This is a genomic window from Micromonospora sp. WMMD729 (assembly GCF_049315225.1).
Lineage (GTDB): Bacteria > Actinomycetota > Actinomycetes > Mycobacteriales > Micromonosporaceae > Micromonospora.
Map to the genome: position 1 here is coordinate 2,695,607 of NZ_CP186059.1, position 15,983 is coordinate 2,711,589.

Genomic DNA, 15,983 nt, shown 5'->3' on the forward strand with positions numbered 1-15,983 from the left:
CCGCCCCCCTCAGACTTTGCAAGCGCCCGGACGAGGTGCTGAACACCCGCGCATCCCCCTGAAACGCGTGGGTGTTTCCTACCCCCGAAGGAGCAACCCCCTCATGAACACGATCTTCCGTAAGAGCATGCTGTCTGTTGCTGGTCTCGCGTTCGCCGGTGGCGTCTTCGCCGGCCCGATCGCCGCCCACGCCAACCCGGCCGTCGACGCCAAGCCCACCGCTGTTGCGGTGCAGACGACCGCTCCGAAGCCGCAGGGCGACCAGTCGCACATCACCCTCAACGGTGAGCAGACCGCCAACGCCAAGGCGATCATCGCCGCCACGAAGAAGGCCGGCCTGCCCGAGCGCGCCGCGGTCATCTCCATCGCCACCAGCCTGCAGGAGTCGAAGCTGGAGAACCTGGGCCACCTCGGCGATATGAACGACCACGACTCGCTGGGTCTGTTCCAGCAGCGCCCGTCCAGTGGTTGGGGTACGCCGGAGCAGATCACCGATCCGGAGTACTCGACGACGGCGTTCCTCAAGGGCCTGCGTCAGGTTGACGGTTGGCAGGACATGCCGCTGACCGTGGCCGCGCAGACCGTGCAGGTCTCGGCGTACCCGGACGCGTACGCCCAGTGGGAGCAGCAGGCCGCCGACCTGGTCGGCCAGTACTGGAACAGCTGACACGAACACCGATGGCCGGCACCCCACGACGGGTGCCGGCCATCGGCGTATCTCCAGATCAGGCAGCCCGCTCATCGGTGCGGTGCCGGGTGGCGACGTGGGATGGCGTCGAGCGGACCCGTCATCAGAGGCGTGATGCCTGTGAGTCATCAAGATGACGGAGAGGCATCACGCTCATTGGGGCGGTGCCGGCGGGCGGCCCCCGGTGAGGGGCGTGCTGTCTGCGAGTCATCACGAAGGCGGACGCTCTCCAGGTCCGACGAGGCGACGTAGCGCAGTGGCGTTGTCGGCGCGCAGTGATCCGATCGACGGCCGCGTCCGTACCCTCCTGCGGGGACCGACGGAGGGACAGGGTATGGCCGTGGTGGGTGACGGCAACGAGCCTCAAGGCGAGCATCGAAGCGAGCAGCAGACGGCGCGCCGCGCAGGTCGGCGACCCGCGCGGACGACGGCGGCGGCTCGGACGGCTGCGGCGCACCTGCCGGCCGACGACCCGCCGCCGAGCCAACCGGAGTCCGAGTCGGCGAGCCGGGACCGGACGACCACCACAGCGGAACCGCCGCCCGAGACAGAGCCACGACCATCGCAGGACACGGAGCCGGGGCCACCACAAGCGGGACGTTGGCCCGTGGGCGCCCGTCTGCTGCTGACGGCGGCTGCCGTCGTGCTGGTGCTCGGGGCCATGGCGGTCGCGGTGATCGTCAGCGATCCGTACCGTCTCGGTCAGACCCGGAGCGACACCGGTGCGGACCACACGAGGCGGGACGCCGCGGCGGCCTCCGACCAGACGATGACCGCCCCGCTGGCCGACCGGCAGCAGGCCACTTTCGTGCTCGTCGACGGGTTGACGTCGTTCGACCTGCGGGTGACGGACCTGGGCGACGATCTCTACCGGATCAGCAGTCCGTCCGGCACGGGTGTGGCGGTGCGGCCGGTGCTCGACGGCGCGACCGTCCGGCTCGGCGTGGTGGCCTCCGGCGCGTCCGAGGGACGGGCCGTACGGGTGCTGCTCAACGAACGGGTCGCCTGGCGGCTGCGCCTGGAGGGCGGGGTGAGCGACCAGGTGGTGGACCTGACGCGGGCGCGTCTGCTGGGGGTGGACCTCGTCGGCGGCTCCGCGCGCACCGATCTCATCCTGCCGCCGGTGGACCGGGGCGCGCTGACGGTGCGGTTCACCGGCGGGGCCAGCCGACTCGCCATCCGGGTGCCGGGCGCGCCGCCGGTGCGGGTGCGGGCGGGCGCCGGCGCCGGTTCGCTCGTGGTCCGTGACCAGCGGTGGAACGGAGTCGCCGCGGGGGAGGTGGTGAGTACGCCGGGATGGGACCGCTCGCCCAACCGGATCTTTCTCGACCTGGTGGCGGGCGTCGACGCGGTGACGGTGACCGAGACCCCGTGATCGGGCCGGTCCGCAGCGGTTGAGGTGGCGGTCACCCCGTACCGCAAGCGCCGCTGGCGGGGGAGCGCGCGAGCGTACAGTCGGGCGGTGGAGCGTACCGAATCGATGCTGGCGCAGACCCGACCGCCCGGCGTGGCCGACGTCGATCCCGGCAGCGTGCTGCTGCCGGGCCACGACGTGCCGCTGGGCCGGTACACGACAGTGCGGCGTCTGCTGCCGCAGCGGCCCCGACGGATGGTCGGCGCGTGGTGCTTCGTGGACCACTTCGGCCCGGACGACGTGGCGCAGCGACCCGGCATGGAGGTGCCGCCGCACCCGCACACCGGCCTGCAGACGGTGACCTGGCTGCTCGACGGCGAGATCATCCACCGGGACAGCCTCGGCAACGTCCAGGCGATCCGACCGGGCCAGTTGAACGTGATGACCTCCGGGCGCGGCATCGCCCACTCGGAGCGGTCGCCCGCCACGCACCCACCGGTGATGCACGGCGTGCAGCTCTGGGTGGCGTTGCCGGACCCGGCGCGGGCCGGCGCGGCCGACTTCGCCCACCACGCCGACCTGCCGCGCTGGCGCGACGGCGAGGTCGACGCGACCCTGCTGGTGGGTGAGTTCGCCGGGCAGCGCTCGCCGGCGGTGGTGCACACCCCGCTGGTGGGGGTGCAGCTCGAGCTGGGTGGGTCGGCGCCGACGACGCTGCCGTTGCGGCCCGACTTCGAGTACGCCGTGCTGGCGATGTCCGGCGCGGCCGAGGCCGCCGGGGTGGGGTTCGAGCCGGGGGCGCTGCTCTACCTGGGTACGGGCCGGCGGGAGCTGACCGTGCGCGGCGGCGCGGGGGCGCGGCTGTTGCTGTTGGGCGGTACGCCGTTCGAGGAGCCGCTGGTCATGTGGTGGAACTTCGTGGGCCGCTCGCACGAGGAGATCGCCGAGGCTCGGGAGGACTGGATGGCCGGGCGGCGGTTCGGGGTGGTGGCCGAGGACGCGGCGTCGCCGCTGCCGGCGCCGGCCCTGCCCACCACCCGGCTCAAGGCCCGGGACCGTAGCGGTGGCCTGCACGGCTGACCGCCCCCGTAGCGCGTGGCCGTCAAGGCGGGGCCGCCCACCCGGCCCGACGTGCCATGGCCCACAGTTCCGCAAAAACTGACCGTACGGAGGATGTTCTGTCGTATGGTTGTACCCGGCAGTGCTGACCGCTCGGTTCGGGCGGGCATCCACCGCCTGGTGGCCGCGACCGGTTCGGACGTGGTTCACCGCCTGGGCAGGTTTGCGTGGCGCCCCCGGTCGCGGTTCGTGGCCAAGGGGGCGCCCGCCTGTCCCGGCGAGCCCCGCCCGTGACGCAGCCGGGCGCGAGCGCTCAGCGTGCCAGCCCCGCCAACAGGTTCACCGTGACGGCGATGACGAACGCCCCGAACAGGTACGACACCAGCGAGTGCCGCAGTACCGTGCGGCGCATCTCGTTGCTGGTCAGGTTCGTGTCCGAGACCTGGAACGTCGTCCCCACGGTGAACGCCACGTACGCGAAGTCCGAGTAGCGGGGCGGTTCGCGCTGGTTGAAGTTCACCCCGCCGTCCGGGCCGGTGTAGTAGATCCGCGCGTAGCGGGCGGTGAAGACGGTGTGCACGACCAGCCAGGACAGCACCACGCTGAGCACGCCCAGCACGCCGTACAGGTCCTGGCGGAGGCCGGGTGGCGCCGTGTGCGCGCTGGCCAGGACCAGGCCGACGGCCAGCAGGCTGGCGAGGCAGGCGATCAGCAGCAGCACGTCCCGGATGGCCCGGTTGGGGTCCTCGTGCACGGCGAGTTGCGCGGTGCGGCGGGCGTCCATCGGCCAGATCTTGCGCCACACCAGCACCAGCCAGCTCAGCGCGGCGACGTCCCAGCCGGCGAGCGGGGCGAGCGCGGGTGACAGGGTGAGGGCGAAGACGCCGCCCACGATGACGCCGACCACCGCCACGATCACAAGCTGTGTCGCCGCGGGGGTGTGCCCGTCCGGCGGGCGGGACAGTGGACCTCTGCCGGTCATCCGCGACGCCGGTTCGCCACGGCGGACGTCCCCACCGCCGGGGTCAGATGCCGCGCAGGTGCTGCGACACCCGGTTGTGCTTCTTGTCCCGGGCCTGGGTCGCGCGTTGCGCCGTCGCGTGTTGCGCGGGGCCCACCTCGGGGGCGGCCTCGATGCCGGCCGAGCGCGCCACTTCGGTGCCGTTCGCGTAGTCGACCGGCGGCAGCGCGCGCAGCGCCTTGAGCACGTCCGGCGGGGCACCCTCGCGTTCGGCCTCGCGGATCACGTCGTCCTTCTCGGCCGGGTAGTCCAGGCTCGACAGGTACTGCAGGACGTCCGCGTAGCTCGCCATGGCTGAGGCTCCCTCGGGGCGTGGATGGGTCACGACCGGCGGCGGTTACCCGTCCGCCGCCCGGTCACGCCCGGGCCGGCGCAGGAAATCCGGCGTCGTTTCCCGCACGACGCCGCGGGTACCCGCAGGCGCCGCAGACAAAGCCCGAGGGAGTACGCGATGAACTACGACACCTTCGTCGACCAGGTTTCCCAGCGCACCCACACGTCGTCCGAGCAGGCGGTCGAGCTGACCCGGGCGGTGCTGGAGACGTTCGCCGAGCGGTTGACCGGCGGCGAGGTGCTGGACCTGGCGGCGCAGTTGCCGCAGCCACTGCAACTGGTGCTCAAACCGAGCCCGAGCACCGAGCAGGCGGACCGCTTCGGGGCGGCCGAGTTCGTGGCGCGGGTGGCGCTGCGGGCGTGCGTCGAGGAGCCGGCGGCGCGGGACGCCGTCCGGGCGGTGTTCACCACCCTGCGCGAGGCCATCACCGGTGGCGAGTTCGACGACGTGGCGACGCAGTTGCCGCGCGACTACCGGGACCTCGTGGAGCAGGCGATGGCCCCCGGCGCGACGCTGCGCCGCGCCTGAAGGCGGGGCCACACAGCGGTTGGCCAGGGCAACCATCGACGTCCGGCTTGGCGTGTCGATTCGGCCTGGCCTAACCTTGTCGTGCGAGGGGAGTACTTCCCACGAACCATTCCGGTCAGTACGGCACGCCCGGCGTGCCTCGGGTGGTTGCCCATCGAACGGTGGGTGAAGGAGACCTCGAACATGACACGGTGTTCGAGGAGACCCCATGACCGAATTGTCCCCCCTGGCCGCGGCGAGTGACCTGACCTCGGTCGGCACGCCCACCCTGTGGGCGCTGACGATCGCCGGCGTACTGCTCCTGCTGGTGCTGGACTTCCTCGTGACGCGCAAGCCGCACGAGGTCTCCATGCGCGAGGCCATCGGCTGGTCGACCTTCTACATCGCCCTGCCACTGGCCTTCGGCGGCTGGCTCTGGGCCCGCTACGGCTCCCAGCAGGGCGTCGAATACCTGACCGGTTACCTCGTCGAGAAGTCCCTCTCGGTCGACAACCTGTTCGTCTTCATGCTGCTGCTGGCCGCGTTCGCGGTGCCGGCCGTGCTCGCCCAGCGGGTGCTGCTCTACGGCATCGCCGGCGCCCTGGTGCTGCGGGCGGTCTTCATCGCCCTCGGCGCGGCGGCGTTGCAGACCCTCGACTTCGCGTTCCTGCTCTTCGCGATCATCCTCATCGCCACCGCGGTGAAGCTGCTGCGCGACGCCCTCTCCGGGCACGAGCAGGAGGTCGACATCAACAAGATGCGCTCGGTCAAGCTGCTGCGCAAGGTCATGCCGGTGGTCGACGAGTACCACGGCACCCGGCTGACCGTCCGGCAGGGCGCGCGCCGGGCGCTCACCCCGTTCGCCCTCGTGGTGGTCGCGGTGCTGGCCACCGACGTGGTCTTCGCCGTCGACTCGGTGCCGGCCGTGTACGGCATCACCGAGGACCCGTACCTGGTCTTCGCCACCAACGCGTTCGCCCTGCTCGGCCTGCGGGCGCTCTACTTCGTCCTGCACGCCGCGCTGAGCCGGCTGGTGCACCTCAGCTACGGCCTGGCGATCATCCTGGCGTTCATCGGCCTGAAGCTGGGCCTGCACTGGGCGCACGGCATCTGGGAGAGCGTTCCGCAGATCCCCACCCTGGCCTCGCTCGGCGTGATCATCGGTGTGCTGGTGGTGGTCACCCTGACCAGCCTGCGCGCCACTCGGGGCGGCACGCCCGCCGAGCGCGAGGTCGTCACCGACCGGCACTGACCGCGCCGCGCCGGGCCCACGAGGGGGTACGCGGGAAAGCTCCCGCCCCGGCCGGCCCGGGTGGTACGACTGTGCAATGGGAATCGTGTCACCGGGATTTCAGGGCCGGCCCCGATCACAGGAGCCGGCCCTGCCGCCCGGTCAGTACCTGACCGAGGATTTCCCGGTGCTCTCGGCCGGCCCGACACCCCGGGTCTCCCTGGACACCTGGGAGTTCGTCATCGCGGCCGAGAACGGCGCCGAGTACCGGTGGTCGTGGCAGGAGATGATGGCGCTTCCGCAGGAGACGCCGACCGTCGACATCCACTGCGTCACCCACTGGTCGAAGCTCGGCACCACCTGGACGGGCGTCTCGCTGGACACCCTGCTCGACGGGGTGGACACCGGCGCGCACTTCGCGCTGGCGCACTCGTACGGCGGGTACACCACCAACCTGCCGTTGGACGACCTGCGCGGCGGCCGGGCCTGGGTGGCGCACACCTTCGACGGCGCGCCGCTGCCGGCCGAGCACGGCGGGCCGGCTCGCCTGCTGGTGCCGCACCTGTACTTCTGGAAGTCGGCCAAGTGGGTACGCGGCATCCGGCTCAAGACCATGGACGAGCCGGGTTTCTGGGAGACCGCCGGGTACCACGACTACGGCGACCCGTGGCGCGAGCAGCGGTACCAGGGTGACTGAGCGGGCCGTGGCGACGGGTACGCCGGCCCGCGCGCCGATCAGATGGCAGGTGGCCCGGCTGGTGGAGCGCCGGGTGGAGACCCCGACCGCGCAGACGCTGGTCCTGGAGGTGCCGGACTGGCCGGGGCATCTGCCCGGCCAGCACGTCGACGTGCGGTTGACCGCCCCGGACGGCTATCAGGCGGCCCGGTCGTACTCGATCGCCGGGCCGGTGGTGGACGGCCCCGGCGGTCCGCGCGTCGAGGTGACCGTCCAGCGGGTGCCCGACGGCGAGGTGTCCCCGTACCTGATCGACGTCTTCGCCGCCGGCGACCCGGTGGAGATCCGCGGACCGCTCGGTGGCTGGTTCATCTGGCGTCCGGAGCAGACCGAGCCGGTGCAACTCGTGGCCGGCGGCTCCGGGATCGTGCCGCTGATGGCGATGATCCGGGCGCGGCGGGAGGTCGGCAGCAAGGTGCCGTTCCGGCTGATCTACTCGGTACGGACGCCGCAGGACGTGATCTACGCCGACGAACTGCGTCGTCGGGTCCGCGACGACTTCGGCCTCGACGTGGCGTACGTCTACACGCGCGAGGCGCCCGAGGGCTGGCGCGGCGAGCCGCACCGGGTCGGCCTGGCCGACGTCAACACGCACGGGTGGCCGCCGGACCTGCAACCGCTCACGTACGTCTGCGGTCCGACCGGTTTCGTGGAGGCCGTGGCCGACCTGCTGGTGGGGCTGGGTCACCCGTCGCGACGGATCAAGACCGAACGCTTCGGCCCCACCGGCTGAAAGTCAGCCCGCCCGCACATCGTTTCGTCGAGGAGATCCGATGACCAACATGTCGTACCTGGACGGCAACATGCTCGACGGCCCGCTGCGCGAGCTGTTCGCCGTCGACCTGAGCACCGCCCAGGGCCGCTGCGAGAACTGCGGGATGACCGGGTCGATGGCCAGCCTGCACGTCTACTCGCACGCCCCGGGTCTGGTCGGCCGCTGCCCGTCCTGCGAGTCGGTGATGGTGCGGCTGGTACGCGGGCCCGACCGGGCCTGGCTGGACATGCGCGGCGTCACCTACCTCCAGGTGCCGATGCCGATGGAGCAGACGCTGCCCGAGCCGCTGTGACCGACTCCTGCGCGTTCACGACCATCGACAACTTTTCACAGTCTTAAATATCCGAATCTTTCGTTGTATGCGCCGCCTCGGGTGCGGTCGGATGACCGGCAACTGTTAACGCAGTTTCCTATTAATCCTCCGACCCCCGAGGAGCCCCCATGCGTTGGCGCTCGATACTCCTGACGGCGGTGGTCACCCTCGCCGCGGCGGCGGTGCCGGTGGCTGTCGACGTGCCGGTGAGCGCGCAGGCCGCCCCGGCCACGTTCACCCACCCCGGCGTGCTGGTCAGCCGTGGACAGCTCGACTTCGTCAAGGCCAGGGTGCAGGCCGGCGAGCAGCCGTGGCGCAACGCCTACAACCAGATGATGGGCAGCCGGTACGCCTCGCTGTCCCGGGTACCCGCGCCCCGCGCGACCGTCGAGTGCGGTCCGACGTCCAACCCGAACTACGGCTGCACCGACGAGCGCGAGGACGCCATCGCCGCGTACACCGACGCGCTGGCCTGGTACATCACCGGCAACTCGGCGTACGCGCAGAAGTCGATCGCCCTGATGGACGCCTGGTCGGCAACGATCCAGCGGCACACCAACTCGAACGCCCCGTTGCAGACCGGCTGGGCCGGCTCGGTGTGGCCGCGCGCCGCCGAGATCATCCGGTACACGTACGGCAACTGGCCCAACCAGGCCCGGTTCGCCACCATGCTGCGCACCGTCTACCTGCCCGTGGTCATCGCCGGTGACTCGCGCACCAGCAACTGGGACCTGACCCTCGCCGAGGCGGCCATCGGCATCTCGATCTTCCTCGAGGACCGCACGTCGTACGACCGCGCGCTGGCCCGGTTCCGGGCCGCCGCCGCCGCGTCCATCTACATCGCCGCGGACGGTGCCCGCCCCCTGTACCCGCCGGCCTCCAGCGTCGACACGCCCGCCGAACTCGTCTCCCGCTGGCACGGCCAGGCCACCTACACCGACGGCCACGCGCAGGAGACCTGCCGCGACTGGGTACACACCGGCTACAGCATCTCCGCCATCTCGCACGTCGCCGAGACCACCCGCATCCAGGGCGGCGACCTCTACCCGGAACTTCAGGACCGGCTGCGCCACGCGCTCGGCTTCCACACCAAGTACGAGAACGGCACCGCCGTCCCGTCCAGCGTGTGCGGCGGCTCGGTGGTGCTCGGCCTCGGCCCCATCACCGAGGTCGGCTTCAACGCGCTGCACAACCGGATGGGCATCGGGATGGCCAACACCCAGAGCTACACCGAGCGCAAGCGGCCCCAGGGCACGAACAACCTCTTCGTTGCCTGGGAGACCCTGACCCACGCGAACAACCCGGCGTAGCCGGCGGCTCAGCCCTTGATCGACTCCGTTTCGCCGATGTCGGGGTGTCCGAGCGTCCGGGACACCCCGACATCGGCGATGTCGGGGTGGATCAGGGTGCTCCTCGTGTCGGGGTCACGCGGCAGACTGGCCGGGTGGGCACCGATCGTTGGCGAGGCGTTCCGGCGCGGGTCCGGCTGGTGGTGTCGGCGGCCGTACTGGTCTTCGCGTACGGCGGCGTGGTGCACGTACTCCAGCTGCTCGTCCCCGGTCTCCGACCGCAGCTCGCGCTGCCCGGCTGGCTCGCGGTCTACTTCGCGTCCCTGACCCTGTGGGATCCCCTGGCGGCGCTGCTGCTGGCGGCTCGCCGTCCGGCGGGGTTGGCGCTGGGCTGCGCCGTGCTGGTGACGGACGCCGCCGCGAACGGGTACGCGAACTACGTGCTCGACTCAGCCGGTGGCGTCACCCCGGGGCGGATCGGGCAGGCCGTCATCACCGCCCTCGCCCTCGCGCTCGTCGCGCTCACCCCGTGGCTGGCCCGCTGGTTCGTTCGCTGTGCAGGCCACCGCCCGCCTGGTCCAGACCGATGAGGACGCAATCCGGCGGCCAACGCCCGCCCGAGAAGCTGGGGCGGCCACTAGGCCGTGTCTTCAAAGGTTCACAACCACTCAAGTGGCGCGGCGATGGTGACGGTGGCCTGGAACGAGGCCGCGATCAGCGCGGTCGGGCCGGGGCGCTGAGCGGCGGCGGTAATGCTGATGAGGGTGATGCCTGTGAGTCATCTAGATGACTCACAGGCATCACCCTCATCGGGGTGTTGTCGCTGCCGGTCGCATGGCGTGGCGGTCGCGAAGACGCACGGTGTGCCTGAAGCGGGTGCAGTCGTTGACGTTGCCGCCCGAGAGCACGAACGCCAGAGTCCGACTCAGTCCATCGAGGCACATGCTATATCCTGCCCTACCAAGATCCTTTGAAGACACCGCCTAGGGCTCGAGAATGGCGGGCATGTTGAAGGCGGCGACGTGACGGGCGCCGATGAAGGCGTTGCTCTCTACGATCTTTCCGTTCTCGATCAGGAGTACGTCGACGACCAACGCCTCGTAGTGCGGGCTGCCGGGCCGGCGGAGATAGTTGATCAGTGCCGGGCGTCCGTTGGCCGAGGTGGGGAACGTACGCCAGTCGAGCGGTCGGGCAAGGAACTCCGCGGCCGCGTCGATCCCGACGACCGGCGGCTCGGGTGGCATCGTGATCCGTACGTCCTCGGCGAGTAGTGCCCGGATCGTCTCCGGGTCCTTCGCGTTGGCGTAGCGGCGCAGGATGTCTTCGTCCTCACTGGTGAGCTGCGGACGGCGCCAGTCCTTCGGGTCGGACGGAGCGCGCCCCCGGAGGGTGTGGCGGGCCCGCTGGAGGAGGCTGTTGACGGCAGCCACGGCGGTGTCGAGCGCGGCGGCGATCTCCTGCGGCGTCCAGCCGTGGACATCGCGTAGCACGAAGGCCGCCCGCTGCCGCGGCGGCAGGTACATGAGCGCTGCGATCACGGCCAGCTCGACGGTCTCCCGGGCGGCGAGATCGGTTTGCGGATCGTCGGCCAGCAGGGCGTCGGGATAGGGACCGAGCTCGGTGGACCACTCCAGCGGGTCACCGTACGGAACCGTCCGGTTACCGGCCGCCTTGCGGCTGTCGAGGAAGACGTTCGTGGCGATCCGGTAGAACCAGGTGCGCGCCGACGCCCGACCTTCGAAGCGGTCGCGAGCCCGCCAGGCACGAAGGAAGGTCTCCTGCACCAGGTCATCCGCGTCGGTGACGTTCCCGGCGAGGCGGTAGCAGTGGATGTGTAGCTCGCGCCGGTGCTGGTCGAAGGCGCGCTGCAGCCAGACCGACTGCTCGTCGGGCGAGTCGGACATGCGATCTCCCCGGGGCTGAATGGTCCTCACCACCGTACTGACGACCGCGGACCCGTCCGTCATCGGTCACCGATGACGATCGCCGACTCGCTCGTCTGTACCTGCGACCGATCCTCACTCCACGAAGGAGATAGCCATGACGACAACCCCCGCGTCCAGCGCCGCCGCGCCCTCGGTCGTCGACCGGGAGACCTGGCTGCGCGAGCGCGATGAACTGCTGGTCCGGGAGAAGGCCCATACCCGCGAAGGAGACGCGATTGCAGCAGCTCGTCGTCAGCTGCCGATGACCTTGATGCCGGAGGTGACGGTGCGGGGCCCTGGCGGGGCCACCCCGCTGGTGGAGGTGTTCGAGGGCCGCCGGATGCTCATCGCCTACTTCCACATGTGGCACGACGGCAAGCCGTACGAGCACCAGTGTGAGGGGTGCACCTTCTCGACCTGTCACATGCAGATGCTGGACTACCTACACGCTCGGGACGTCACCTACGCCGTGTTCTGCCAGGGTTCCTTGGACGAAAGTGCCCCGTTCGCTGAGTTCATGGGCTACCCGTTCCCCTGGTATTCGGCGAAAGACTCCGACCCGGCTCTGGCCGACGGTCGTGGCTTCGGGTTCATCGCGTGCTACCTGCGCGAGGGCGACAAGGTCTACGAGACCTACTGGACCACCGGGCGGGGCGTAGAAGCGTTGATGACCACCTACCATGCCCTGGACCTCACGGTGTACGGCCGGCAGGAGAACTGGGAAAACTCGCCTGAGGGCTGGCCGCGGGTTACCGGGCACCCGTGGCGTCTCAACGGCCGTCCCACCGCGCAATGGTCACGCCCGGGCGTCGCACCGCGATGACGTCCTGATGATCGAGGTGATCATGCTCGGGTCGGCCGCGGTGTCGGCCTGCTGCTGCGTCGTACCGCGGGCGGGCGCGTCCCGCAGCGCCCGGATGCTCGCGGGTGCGATGGTGGCTGTCATGGTCGCGGTGACCCTCGACGCCGCACCGGTTGTGCAGTACGCGGGCGCGCTGCTGCTCCTCGCCTTCACGGTGGCACTCGTCACCAGCGGTCCGACCGAGCGCGGCCCGGAGGTGGAGTGGCACCCTACGGCTGGGGCCATGCTCATGGCGCTCGCCGTGCTGATGCATCAACACGGGGGTCGATGGCTGCCCACCACATGACCGCCGGGCCTCGGACGGACAACGGCACCGTCACCGGCCATGACGCGGCGCTCGTGTTGCTACGCGCCGCGACGGCGGTTTACCTCTGCTGGATGGCGACCGCACTCGTCCGGCTGCGCAATCGACCGATCACGGACCTGCTCCGTTGGGAGCACCTGGCCATGGGGGCAAGCCTCACGGCCGTGATCTTCTTCATGAACTAGTGCGCTGACGACGAAGGTTCGCGGTGTTGGGGTGAGGCTGCGCTGCGTGTCCACCAACACCGTGAACGTTCGTGGTCACGGCACTGGGCGTGCTGCTACGGTGCTCTCCGGTCGGCCTCGGCGACGACGCGAATACGGCGTCGACCACCGCCTCGGGCTGGTCCGACTGCCCCCGGCACCAGGCGCGACAGAGCGGTGACGACCGGATCCTGCGCCCCCGTGTCCACCAGACCTCCCCGTCGCCGTCAGGCTCTGGACAGTACAAGCCGTCACAACGTCGGCGGCCCTGAGGAAGCCTCGGTGGTTCAGTCCGGCGCGATGAGTGGCCGGCGGTACGGGGTCCAGCCGACGAACCGCGCGAACATGGCCTGTGGCGCGGGCGCCTCGTCGGGATTGAGCCGGTAGAGGTCCCGGATCGCCTCGTGCAGTTGCCCGCACAGGTAGATCGACAGCCCGATCAGGTCGTGTTCGTGTTCGGCCTTGAGCACGAGCCGGGCGGTCGGGCAGGGCCACGGGCCACCGCAGGCACGGCAGCACCACATCGGACGCAGCGGCGTGTGCGGCGGTGTGCCGGTCGGCACGGGCGGTGAGGTCACCATGGATCACGCTCCTTCACAGGTGGGGGAGGGGCCACCGTGGTACGGGGGTTCGCGGTGGCCCCTCGTTCGGTTCCGCCCGTCGGTCGGCCGGGCCGGGCGGTTCCGCTACGTGACAGTCTGCTGACCAGGCCGCTACTGTCGGAAGGCGCGCGAGTCCCACCAGCGCCGATGTACGTGTCAGACGCCCCCGGTGTGCAGAGGTGTGCAGTGGATCGTTTGCCCATGCTGGAGCTGTTCGCCGGCGAGCTGCGTCGGCTGCGGACGGTCGCCGGTCTGTCCCAGGAGGCGCTGAGCGAACGGATCAACTACTCGGCGTCGCTCGTCGCGGCCGTCGAGCAGTGCCGCCGTCCGCCCCGCCTCGAGTTCACCGAGCGCAGTGACCGCGTGTTGGACGCCGACGGCCTGCTGCTGCGCATCCGGGAGACGATGATCCGCGAGTCGGTGATGCCGTGGTTCCGCGAGTGGGTGACGATCGAGCAGGAGGCGACGGCGCTGCGCTCGTTCCAGCCGCTGGTGCTGCCGGGGCTGCTGCAAACCGAGGGCTATGCGCGGGCGCTGCACCAGGGTGCCAGCCCTTTGCTGGGTGATGAGATGGAGCAGCAGGTCGCTGCCCGGATGCAGCGTCAGGGGATTCTCACCCGTGATAAGCCACCCCTTTTCGTCGCCGTGCTCGACGACACCGTCCTGGAACGGCCCGTGGGCGGACCGGCCGTGATGCGCGAGCAACTACAGCATTTGCTTGAGGTCGGTCGGCGGCCACGGGTGCACCTGCACCTCGTACCGCGCAGTGTGGGCGCCTATCCCGGCCTGAACGGGGCCTTCGTGATCGCCACGCCCGCCGACGGGGAGGACGTGGCCTACCTGGACAATCCTCTACAGGGGACGGTGATCGAGCGCACGGCCGACGTACTATCGCTGCGGCAGTCGTGGGAATCGGTACGGGCCGAGGCGATGCCGCACCGGCAGACCCTCGACGTGATCACGGAGGCGGCAGCGGCATGGACCTGACCGGCGCGATCTGGCGCAAGAGCACCCGCAGCAGCGGCAATTCCGGCGACTGCGTAGAGGTCGCGGGCAACCTGCCGGGCCTGGTGGGCGTCCGCGACAGCAAGGACCCGGGCGGCCCCGCACTGGTCGTCAGCCCGGCGGCCTGGCGGGCCTTCGTCACCTTCGTCACGCGCCACTGACCCCTACGCCGACGCCCGCCGGCTCGGCCGGCTACGTGATCGACTCCGTTTCGCCGATGTCGGGGTGTCCGAGCGCCCGGGACACCCCGACATCGGCGATGTCGAGTGGATCACGGCATCGGTGTCGGCCGGCGTCGATTAATCGGATGCGGACCGGCGTGCTCATCCCTAGGCTTCCGCCCACGGCGGGCCGCGCCAATTCGGATCGGAGATGAGCAGACCGATGACCTCTTCCCTGTTCGCGATCAGCTTCGATGCGCTCGAACCTCTGCGTCTGGCACGGTTCTGGTCCGGGATCCTCGGCTGGGACATCGTCGACGATCCGCGCGAAGGCGTGGGGCTCGTGCCCACTGACGACACCGGGTTCCGACTCCGCTTCGCGCCGACCGAGCAGCCGAAGGTCGTCCAGAACCTGATGCACTTCGACCTGACGAGCGCAGCGCCGCAGGATCAGGAGCGTACGGTCGCCAGGGCGATCGAGCTGGGTGGACGGCACATCGACATCGGCCAGGGCCCGGACGTCGACCACGTGGTGCTGGCCGACCCGGAGGGCAACGAGTTCGACGTCATCCCGGCGGGCAACAACTTCCTCGCCGGCTGCGGGTTCATCGGCGCGCTGGCCTGCGACGGCTCGCAGGAAGTCGGGTACTTCTGGGCCGAGGCACTGGGTTGGCCGCTGGTCTGGGACCAGGACCAGGAGACCGCCATCCAGTCACCGCGCGGCGGCACGAAGATCACGTGGGGTGGGCCGCCCTACATGTCGCGCGAGGGCGAGGGTCGGGTGCGCCTCGACCTCGCGCCGCCCGCCGACGGTGACCAGCAGGCGGAGGTGGACCGTCTGCTCGCCCTCGGCGCGACCCGGGTCGGCACCGACCCGGCCGGTCGAGTCGTGTTGGCCGATCCCGACGGTAACGAATTCTCCGTGCTGACGCCCCGCTAGGCCGTCGCCGGCTGGGCGTGTGGCCGGCACCAACGGCGGGCCGGTTGGACAAGTGTCGCGCCGGTCGTCAGAGTGGTGCGCCGTGAGATACCTGCGCAGTGGTGGTCCCGCCGCGATCCGGCGACCCCGGCCGACCGACGTCGACGAGTTCGTGGCGGCCGCGCGACGGAGTCGGGACCTGCACCATCCGTGGCTGGCCGCACCGGACACCGCCGAGGAGTACGACCGTTACCTCGCCCGGATCCGCCGCCGCGACAGCGCCGGCTACCTGATCTGCGACCGGGCCAGCGGAGCGATCGCCGGCTACGTGAACATCAGCGGCATCGTGCTCGGCGCGCTGCGCGGCGGTTACCTGGGGTACGCGGCGTTCGAGCCGTACAGCGGCACCGGGCACGCCTCGGCGGGCATCGCCCTGGTCATCGACCACGCGTTCACCAGCGTCGGACTGCACCGGTTGGAGGCGAACATCCAGCCGGGCAACGAGCCGTCCCGACGGGTCGCCCGCAAGCTGGGCTTCCGCCTGGAGGGCTTCTCCCCGGACTACCTGTTCATCGACGGCGCGTGGCGCGACCACGAACGCTGGGCCATAACCGCCCCCACCCCACTCACCCCACCTCCCGCGTGATCATGAAGTCAGTGTCACGACACGCCGAGGCGGGTGACAATAACTTCAT

The 15,983-nt window shown here is 70.5% G+C and carries 21 protein-coding genes; 17 read left to right on the top strand and 4 right to left on the bottom strand.

The features are described from left to right. The first annotated feature begins 103 nt into the window (after positions 1 to 103). The 3 genes from ACN263_RS12320 to ACN263_RS12330 all read left to right on the top strand — a co-directional run bounded on the left by ACN263_RS12320 (position 104) and on the right by ACN263_RS12330 (position 3,122). A complete protein-coding gene (locus ACN263_RS12320; protein ID WP_422739935.1) occupies positions 104 to 667 on the top strand; it encodes a hypothetical protein in 564 nt (187 codons plus the stop codon). A 628-nt stretch (positions 668 to 1,295) separates the two neighbouring features. Further along, positions 1,296 to 2,063, top strand: coding sequence for a hypothetical protein (locus ACN263_RS12325; protein ID WP_422739936.1), 768 nt, complete (start codon positions 1,296 to 1,298; stop codon positions 2,061 to 2,063). A gap of 87 nt (positions 2,064 to 2,150) precedes the next feature. Beyond that, entirely contained in the window at positions 2,151 to 3,122 is a 972-nt protein-coding gene (locus ACN263_RS12330) for a pirin family protein (protein WP_422739937.1), read from the top strand. A gap of 292 nt (positions 3,123 to 3,414) precedes the next feature. Here ACN263_RS12330 and ACN263_RS12335 read toward each other — a convergent pair whose 3' ends face one another. Both ACN263_RS12335 and ACN263_RS12340 read right to left on the bottom strand, forming a co-directional pair. Next, the gene (locus tag ACN263_RS12335) at positions 3,415 to 4,083 is read right to left on the bottom strand and encodes a DUF1345 domain-containing protein (protein ID WP_422739938.1); all 669 of its coding nucleotides are present in this window, start codon (positions 4,081 to 4,083) and stop codon (positions 3,415 to 3,417) included. Between the two features lie 43 nt (positions 4,084 to 4,126). After that, a complete protein-coding gene (locus tag ACN263_RS12340) occupies positions 4,127 to 4,414 on the bottom strand; it encodes a DUF2795 domain-containing protein (protein ID WP_396799496.1) in 288 nt (95 codons plus the stop codon). 159 nt (positions 4,415 to 4,573) lie between these two features. On the opposite strand from ACN263_RS12340, the gene ACN263_RS12345 reads away from it, so the two are divergent. The 7 genes from ACN263_RS12345 (at position 4,574) to ACN263_RS12375 (ending at position 9,897) form a co-directional block, all read left to right on the top strand. Further along, positions 4,574 to 4,984: a DUF2267 domain-containing protein gene (locus ACN263_RS12345; RefSeq protein ID WP_422739939.1), complete on the top strand. Its 411-nt coding sequence runs from the start codon at positions 4,574 to 4,576 to the stop codon at positions 4,982 to 4,984. Positions 4,985 to 5,192: 208 nt separating this feature from the next. Continuing rightward, positions 5,193 to 6,215: a TerC/Alx family metal homeostasis membrane protein gene (locus tag ACN263_RS12350; protein ID WP_422739940.1), complete on the top strand. Its 1,023-nt coding sequence runs from the start codon at positions 5,193 to 5,195 to the stop codon at positions 6,213 to 6,215. A gap of 76 nt (positions 6,216 to 6,291) precedes the next feature. Next, positions 6,292 to 6,891: a sulfite oxidase-like oxidoreductase gene (locus tag ACN263_RS12355; protein ID WP_422739941.1), complete on the top strand. Its 600-nt coding sequence runs from the start codon at positions 6,292 to 6,294 to the stop codon at positions 6,889 to 6,891. Between the two features lie 7 nt (positions 6,892 to 6,898). Then, a complete protein-coding gene (locus tag ACN263_RS12360; RefSeq protein WP_422740692.1) occupies positions 6,899 to 7,663 on the top strand; it encodes a ferredoxin reductase in 765 nt (254 codons plus the stop codon). A 40-nt stretch (positions 7,664 to 7,703) separates the two neighbouring features. Further along, positions 7,704 to 7,997: a DUF6510 family protein gene (locus ACN263_RS12365; RefSeq protein ID WP_422739942.1), complete on the top strand. Its 294-nt coding sequence runs from the start codon at positions 7,704 to 7,706 to the stop codon at positions 7,995 to 7,997. A 149-nt stretch (positions 7,998 to 8,146) separates the two neighbouring features. After that, entirely contained in the window at positions 8,147 to 9,328 is a 1,182-nt protein-coding gene (locus ACN263_RS12370; protein ID WP_422739943.1) for an alginate lyase family protein, read from the top strand. Positions 9,329 to 9,462: 134 nt separating this feature from the next. Next, positions 9,463 to 9,897 carry a hypothetical protein gene (locus ACN263_RS12375; protein WP_422739944.1) on the top strand — a complete coding sequence of 145 codons (435 nt, stop codon included), beginning with the start codon at positions 9,463 to 9,465 and terminating at the stop codon, positions 9,895 to 9,897. 393 nt (positions 9,898 to 10,290) lie between these two features. On the opposite strand, the gene ACN263_RS12380 is transcribed toward ACN263_RS12375, so the two are convergent. Further along, positions 10,291 to 11,211, bottom strand: a complete 921-nt coding sequence (locus ACN263_RS12380; RefSeq protein WP_422739945.1) for an RNA polymerase subunit sigma-70 — start codon at positions 11,209 to 11,211, stop codon at positions 10,291 to 10,293. A 136-nt stretch (positions 11,212 to 11,347) separates the two neighbouring features. Here ACN263_RS12380 and ACN263_RS12385 point away from each other — a divergent pair, with 136 nt between their 5' ends. From ACN263_RS12385 to ACN263_RS12395, 3 genes are read left to right on the top strand one after another with little or no spacing between them, the layout of a single operon-like run. Continuing rightward, a complete protein-coding gene (locus tag ACN263_RS12385) occupies positions 11,348 to 12,055 on the top strand; it encodes a DUF899 family protein (RefSeq protein WP_422739946.1) in 708 nt (235 codons plus the stop codon). Between the two features lie 7 nt (positions 12,056 to 12,062). Beyond that, a complete protein-coding gene (locus ACN263_RS12390; protein WP_422739947.1) occupies positions 12,063 to 12,380 on the top strand; it encodes a hypothetical protein in 318 nt (105 codons plus the stop codon). Beyond that, complete coding sequence (locus ACN263_RS12395; protein WP_422739948.1) at positions 12,377 to 12,583, top strand: hypothetical protein; 207 nt, start codon at positions 12,377 to 12,379, stop codon at positions 12,581 to 12,583. Before ACN263_RS12390 ends, ACN263_RS12395 begins: the two co-directional genes overlap by 4 nt. A 305-nt stretch (positions 12,584 to 12,888) precedes the next feature. On the opposite strand, the gene ACN263_RS12400 is transcribed toward ACN263_RS12395, so the two are convergent. After that, a complete protein-coding gene (locus ACN263_RS12400; RefSeq protein WP_422739949.1) occupies positions 12,889 to 13,182 on the bottom strand; it encodes a hypothetical protein in 294 nt (97 codons plus the stop codon). 207 nt (positions 13,183 to 13,389) lie between these two features. Here ACN263_RS12400 and ACN263_RS12405 point away from each other — a divergent pair, with 207 nt between their 5' ends. The 4 genes from ACN263_RS12405 to ACN263_RS12420 all read left to right on the top strand — a co-directional run bounded on the left by ACN263_RS12405 (position 13,390) and on the right by ACN263_RS12420 (position 15,934). After that, entirely contained in the window at positions 13,390 to 14,190 is an 801-nt protein-coding gene (locus tag ACN263_RS12405) for a helix-turn-helix domain-containing protein (RefSeq protein WP_422739950.1), read from the top strand. Beyond that, positions 14,181 to 14,369, top strand: coding sequence for a DUF397 domain-containing protein (locus tag ACN263_RS12410; RefSeq protein WP_422739951.1), 189 nt, complete (start codon positions 14,181 to 14,183; stop codon positions 14,367 to 14,369). Before ACN263_RS12405 ends, ACN263_RS12410 begins: the two co-directional genes overlap by 10 nt. Positions 14,370 to 14,592: 223 nt before the next feature. Continuing rightward, positions 14,593 to 15,309, top strand: a complete 717-nt coding sequence (locus ACN263_RS12415; protein ID WP_422739952.1) for a VOC family protein — start codon at positions 14,593 to 14,595, stop codon at positions 15,307 to 15,309. A gap of 82 nt (positions 15,310 to 15,391) precedes the next feature. Beyond that, on the top strand, positions 15,392 to 15,934 hold the full coding sequence (locus ACN263_RS12420; protein WP_422739953.1) for a GNAT family N-acetyltransferase: 543 nt from the start codon (positions 15,392 to 15,394) through the stop codon (positions 15,932 to 15,934). Positions 15,935 to 15,983: the final 49 nt, after the last annotated feature.

Bases quoted from the DNA above. Each gene is read 5' to 3' on its own strand.
- ACN263_RS12320 (WP_422739935.1), top strand. From the start codon at position 104: ATGAACACGATCTTCCGTAAGAGCATGCTGTCTGTTGCTGGTCTCGCG.
- ACN263_RS12355 (WP_422739941.1), top strand. From the start codon at position 6,292: ATGGGAATCGTGTCACCGGGATTTCAGGGCCGGCCCCGATCACAGGAG.
- ACN263_RS12410 (WP_422739951.1), top strand. From the start codon at position 14,181: ATGGACCTGACCGGCGCGATCTGGCGCAAGAGCACCCGCAGCAGCGGC.
- ACN263_RS12340 (WP_396799496.1), bottom strand. From the start codon at position 4,414: ATGGCGAGCTACGCGGACGTCCTGCAGTACCTGTCGAGCCTGGACTAC.
- ACN263_RS12385 (WP_422739946.1), top strand. From the start codon at position 11,348: ATGACGACAACCCCCGCGTCCAGCGCCGCCGCGCCCTCGGTCGTCGAC.
- ACN263_RS12370 (WP_422739943.1), top strand. From the start codon at position 8,147: ATGCGTTGGCGCTCGATACTCCTGACGGCGGTGGTCACCCTCGCCGCG.
- ACN263_RS12395 (WP_422739948.1), top strand. From the start codon at position 12,377: ATGACCGCCGGGCCTCGGACGGACAACGGCACCGTCACCGGCCATGAC.
- ACN263_RS12380 (WP_422739945.1), bottom strand. From the start codon at position 11,211: ATGTCCGACTCGCCCGACGAGCAGTCGGTCTGGCTGCAGCGCGCCTTC.
- ACN263_RS12365 (WP_422739942.1), top strand. From the start codon at position 7,704: ATGACCAACATGTCGTACCTGGACGGCAACATGCTCGACGGCCCGCTG.
- ACN263_RS12335 (WP_422739938.1), bottom strand. From the start codon at position 4,083: ATGACCGGCAGAGGTCCACTGTCCCGCCCGCCGGACGGGCACACCCCC.
- ACN263_RS12415 (WP_422739952.1), top strand. From the start codon at position 14,593: ATGACCTCTTCCCTGTTCGCGATCAGCTTCGATGCGCTCGAACCTCTG.
- ACN263_RS12345 (WP_422739939.1), top strand. From the start codon at position 4,574: ATGAACTACGACACCTTCGTCGACCAGGTTTCCCAGCGCACCCACACG.
- ACN263_RS12400 (WP_422739949.1), bottom strand. From the start codon at position 13,182: ATGGTGACCTCACCGCCCGTGCCGACCGGCACACCGCCGCACACGCCG.
- ACN263_RS12350 (WP_422739940.1), top strand. From the start codon at position 5,193: ATGACCGAATTGTCCCCCCTGGCCGCGGCGAGTGACCTGACCTCGGTC.
- ACN263_RS12390 (WP_422739947.1), top strand. From the start codon at position 12,063: ATGATCGAGGTGATCATGCTCGGGTCGGCCGCGGTGTCGGCCTGCTGC.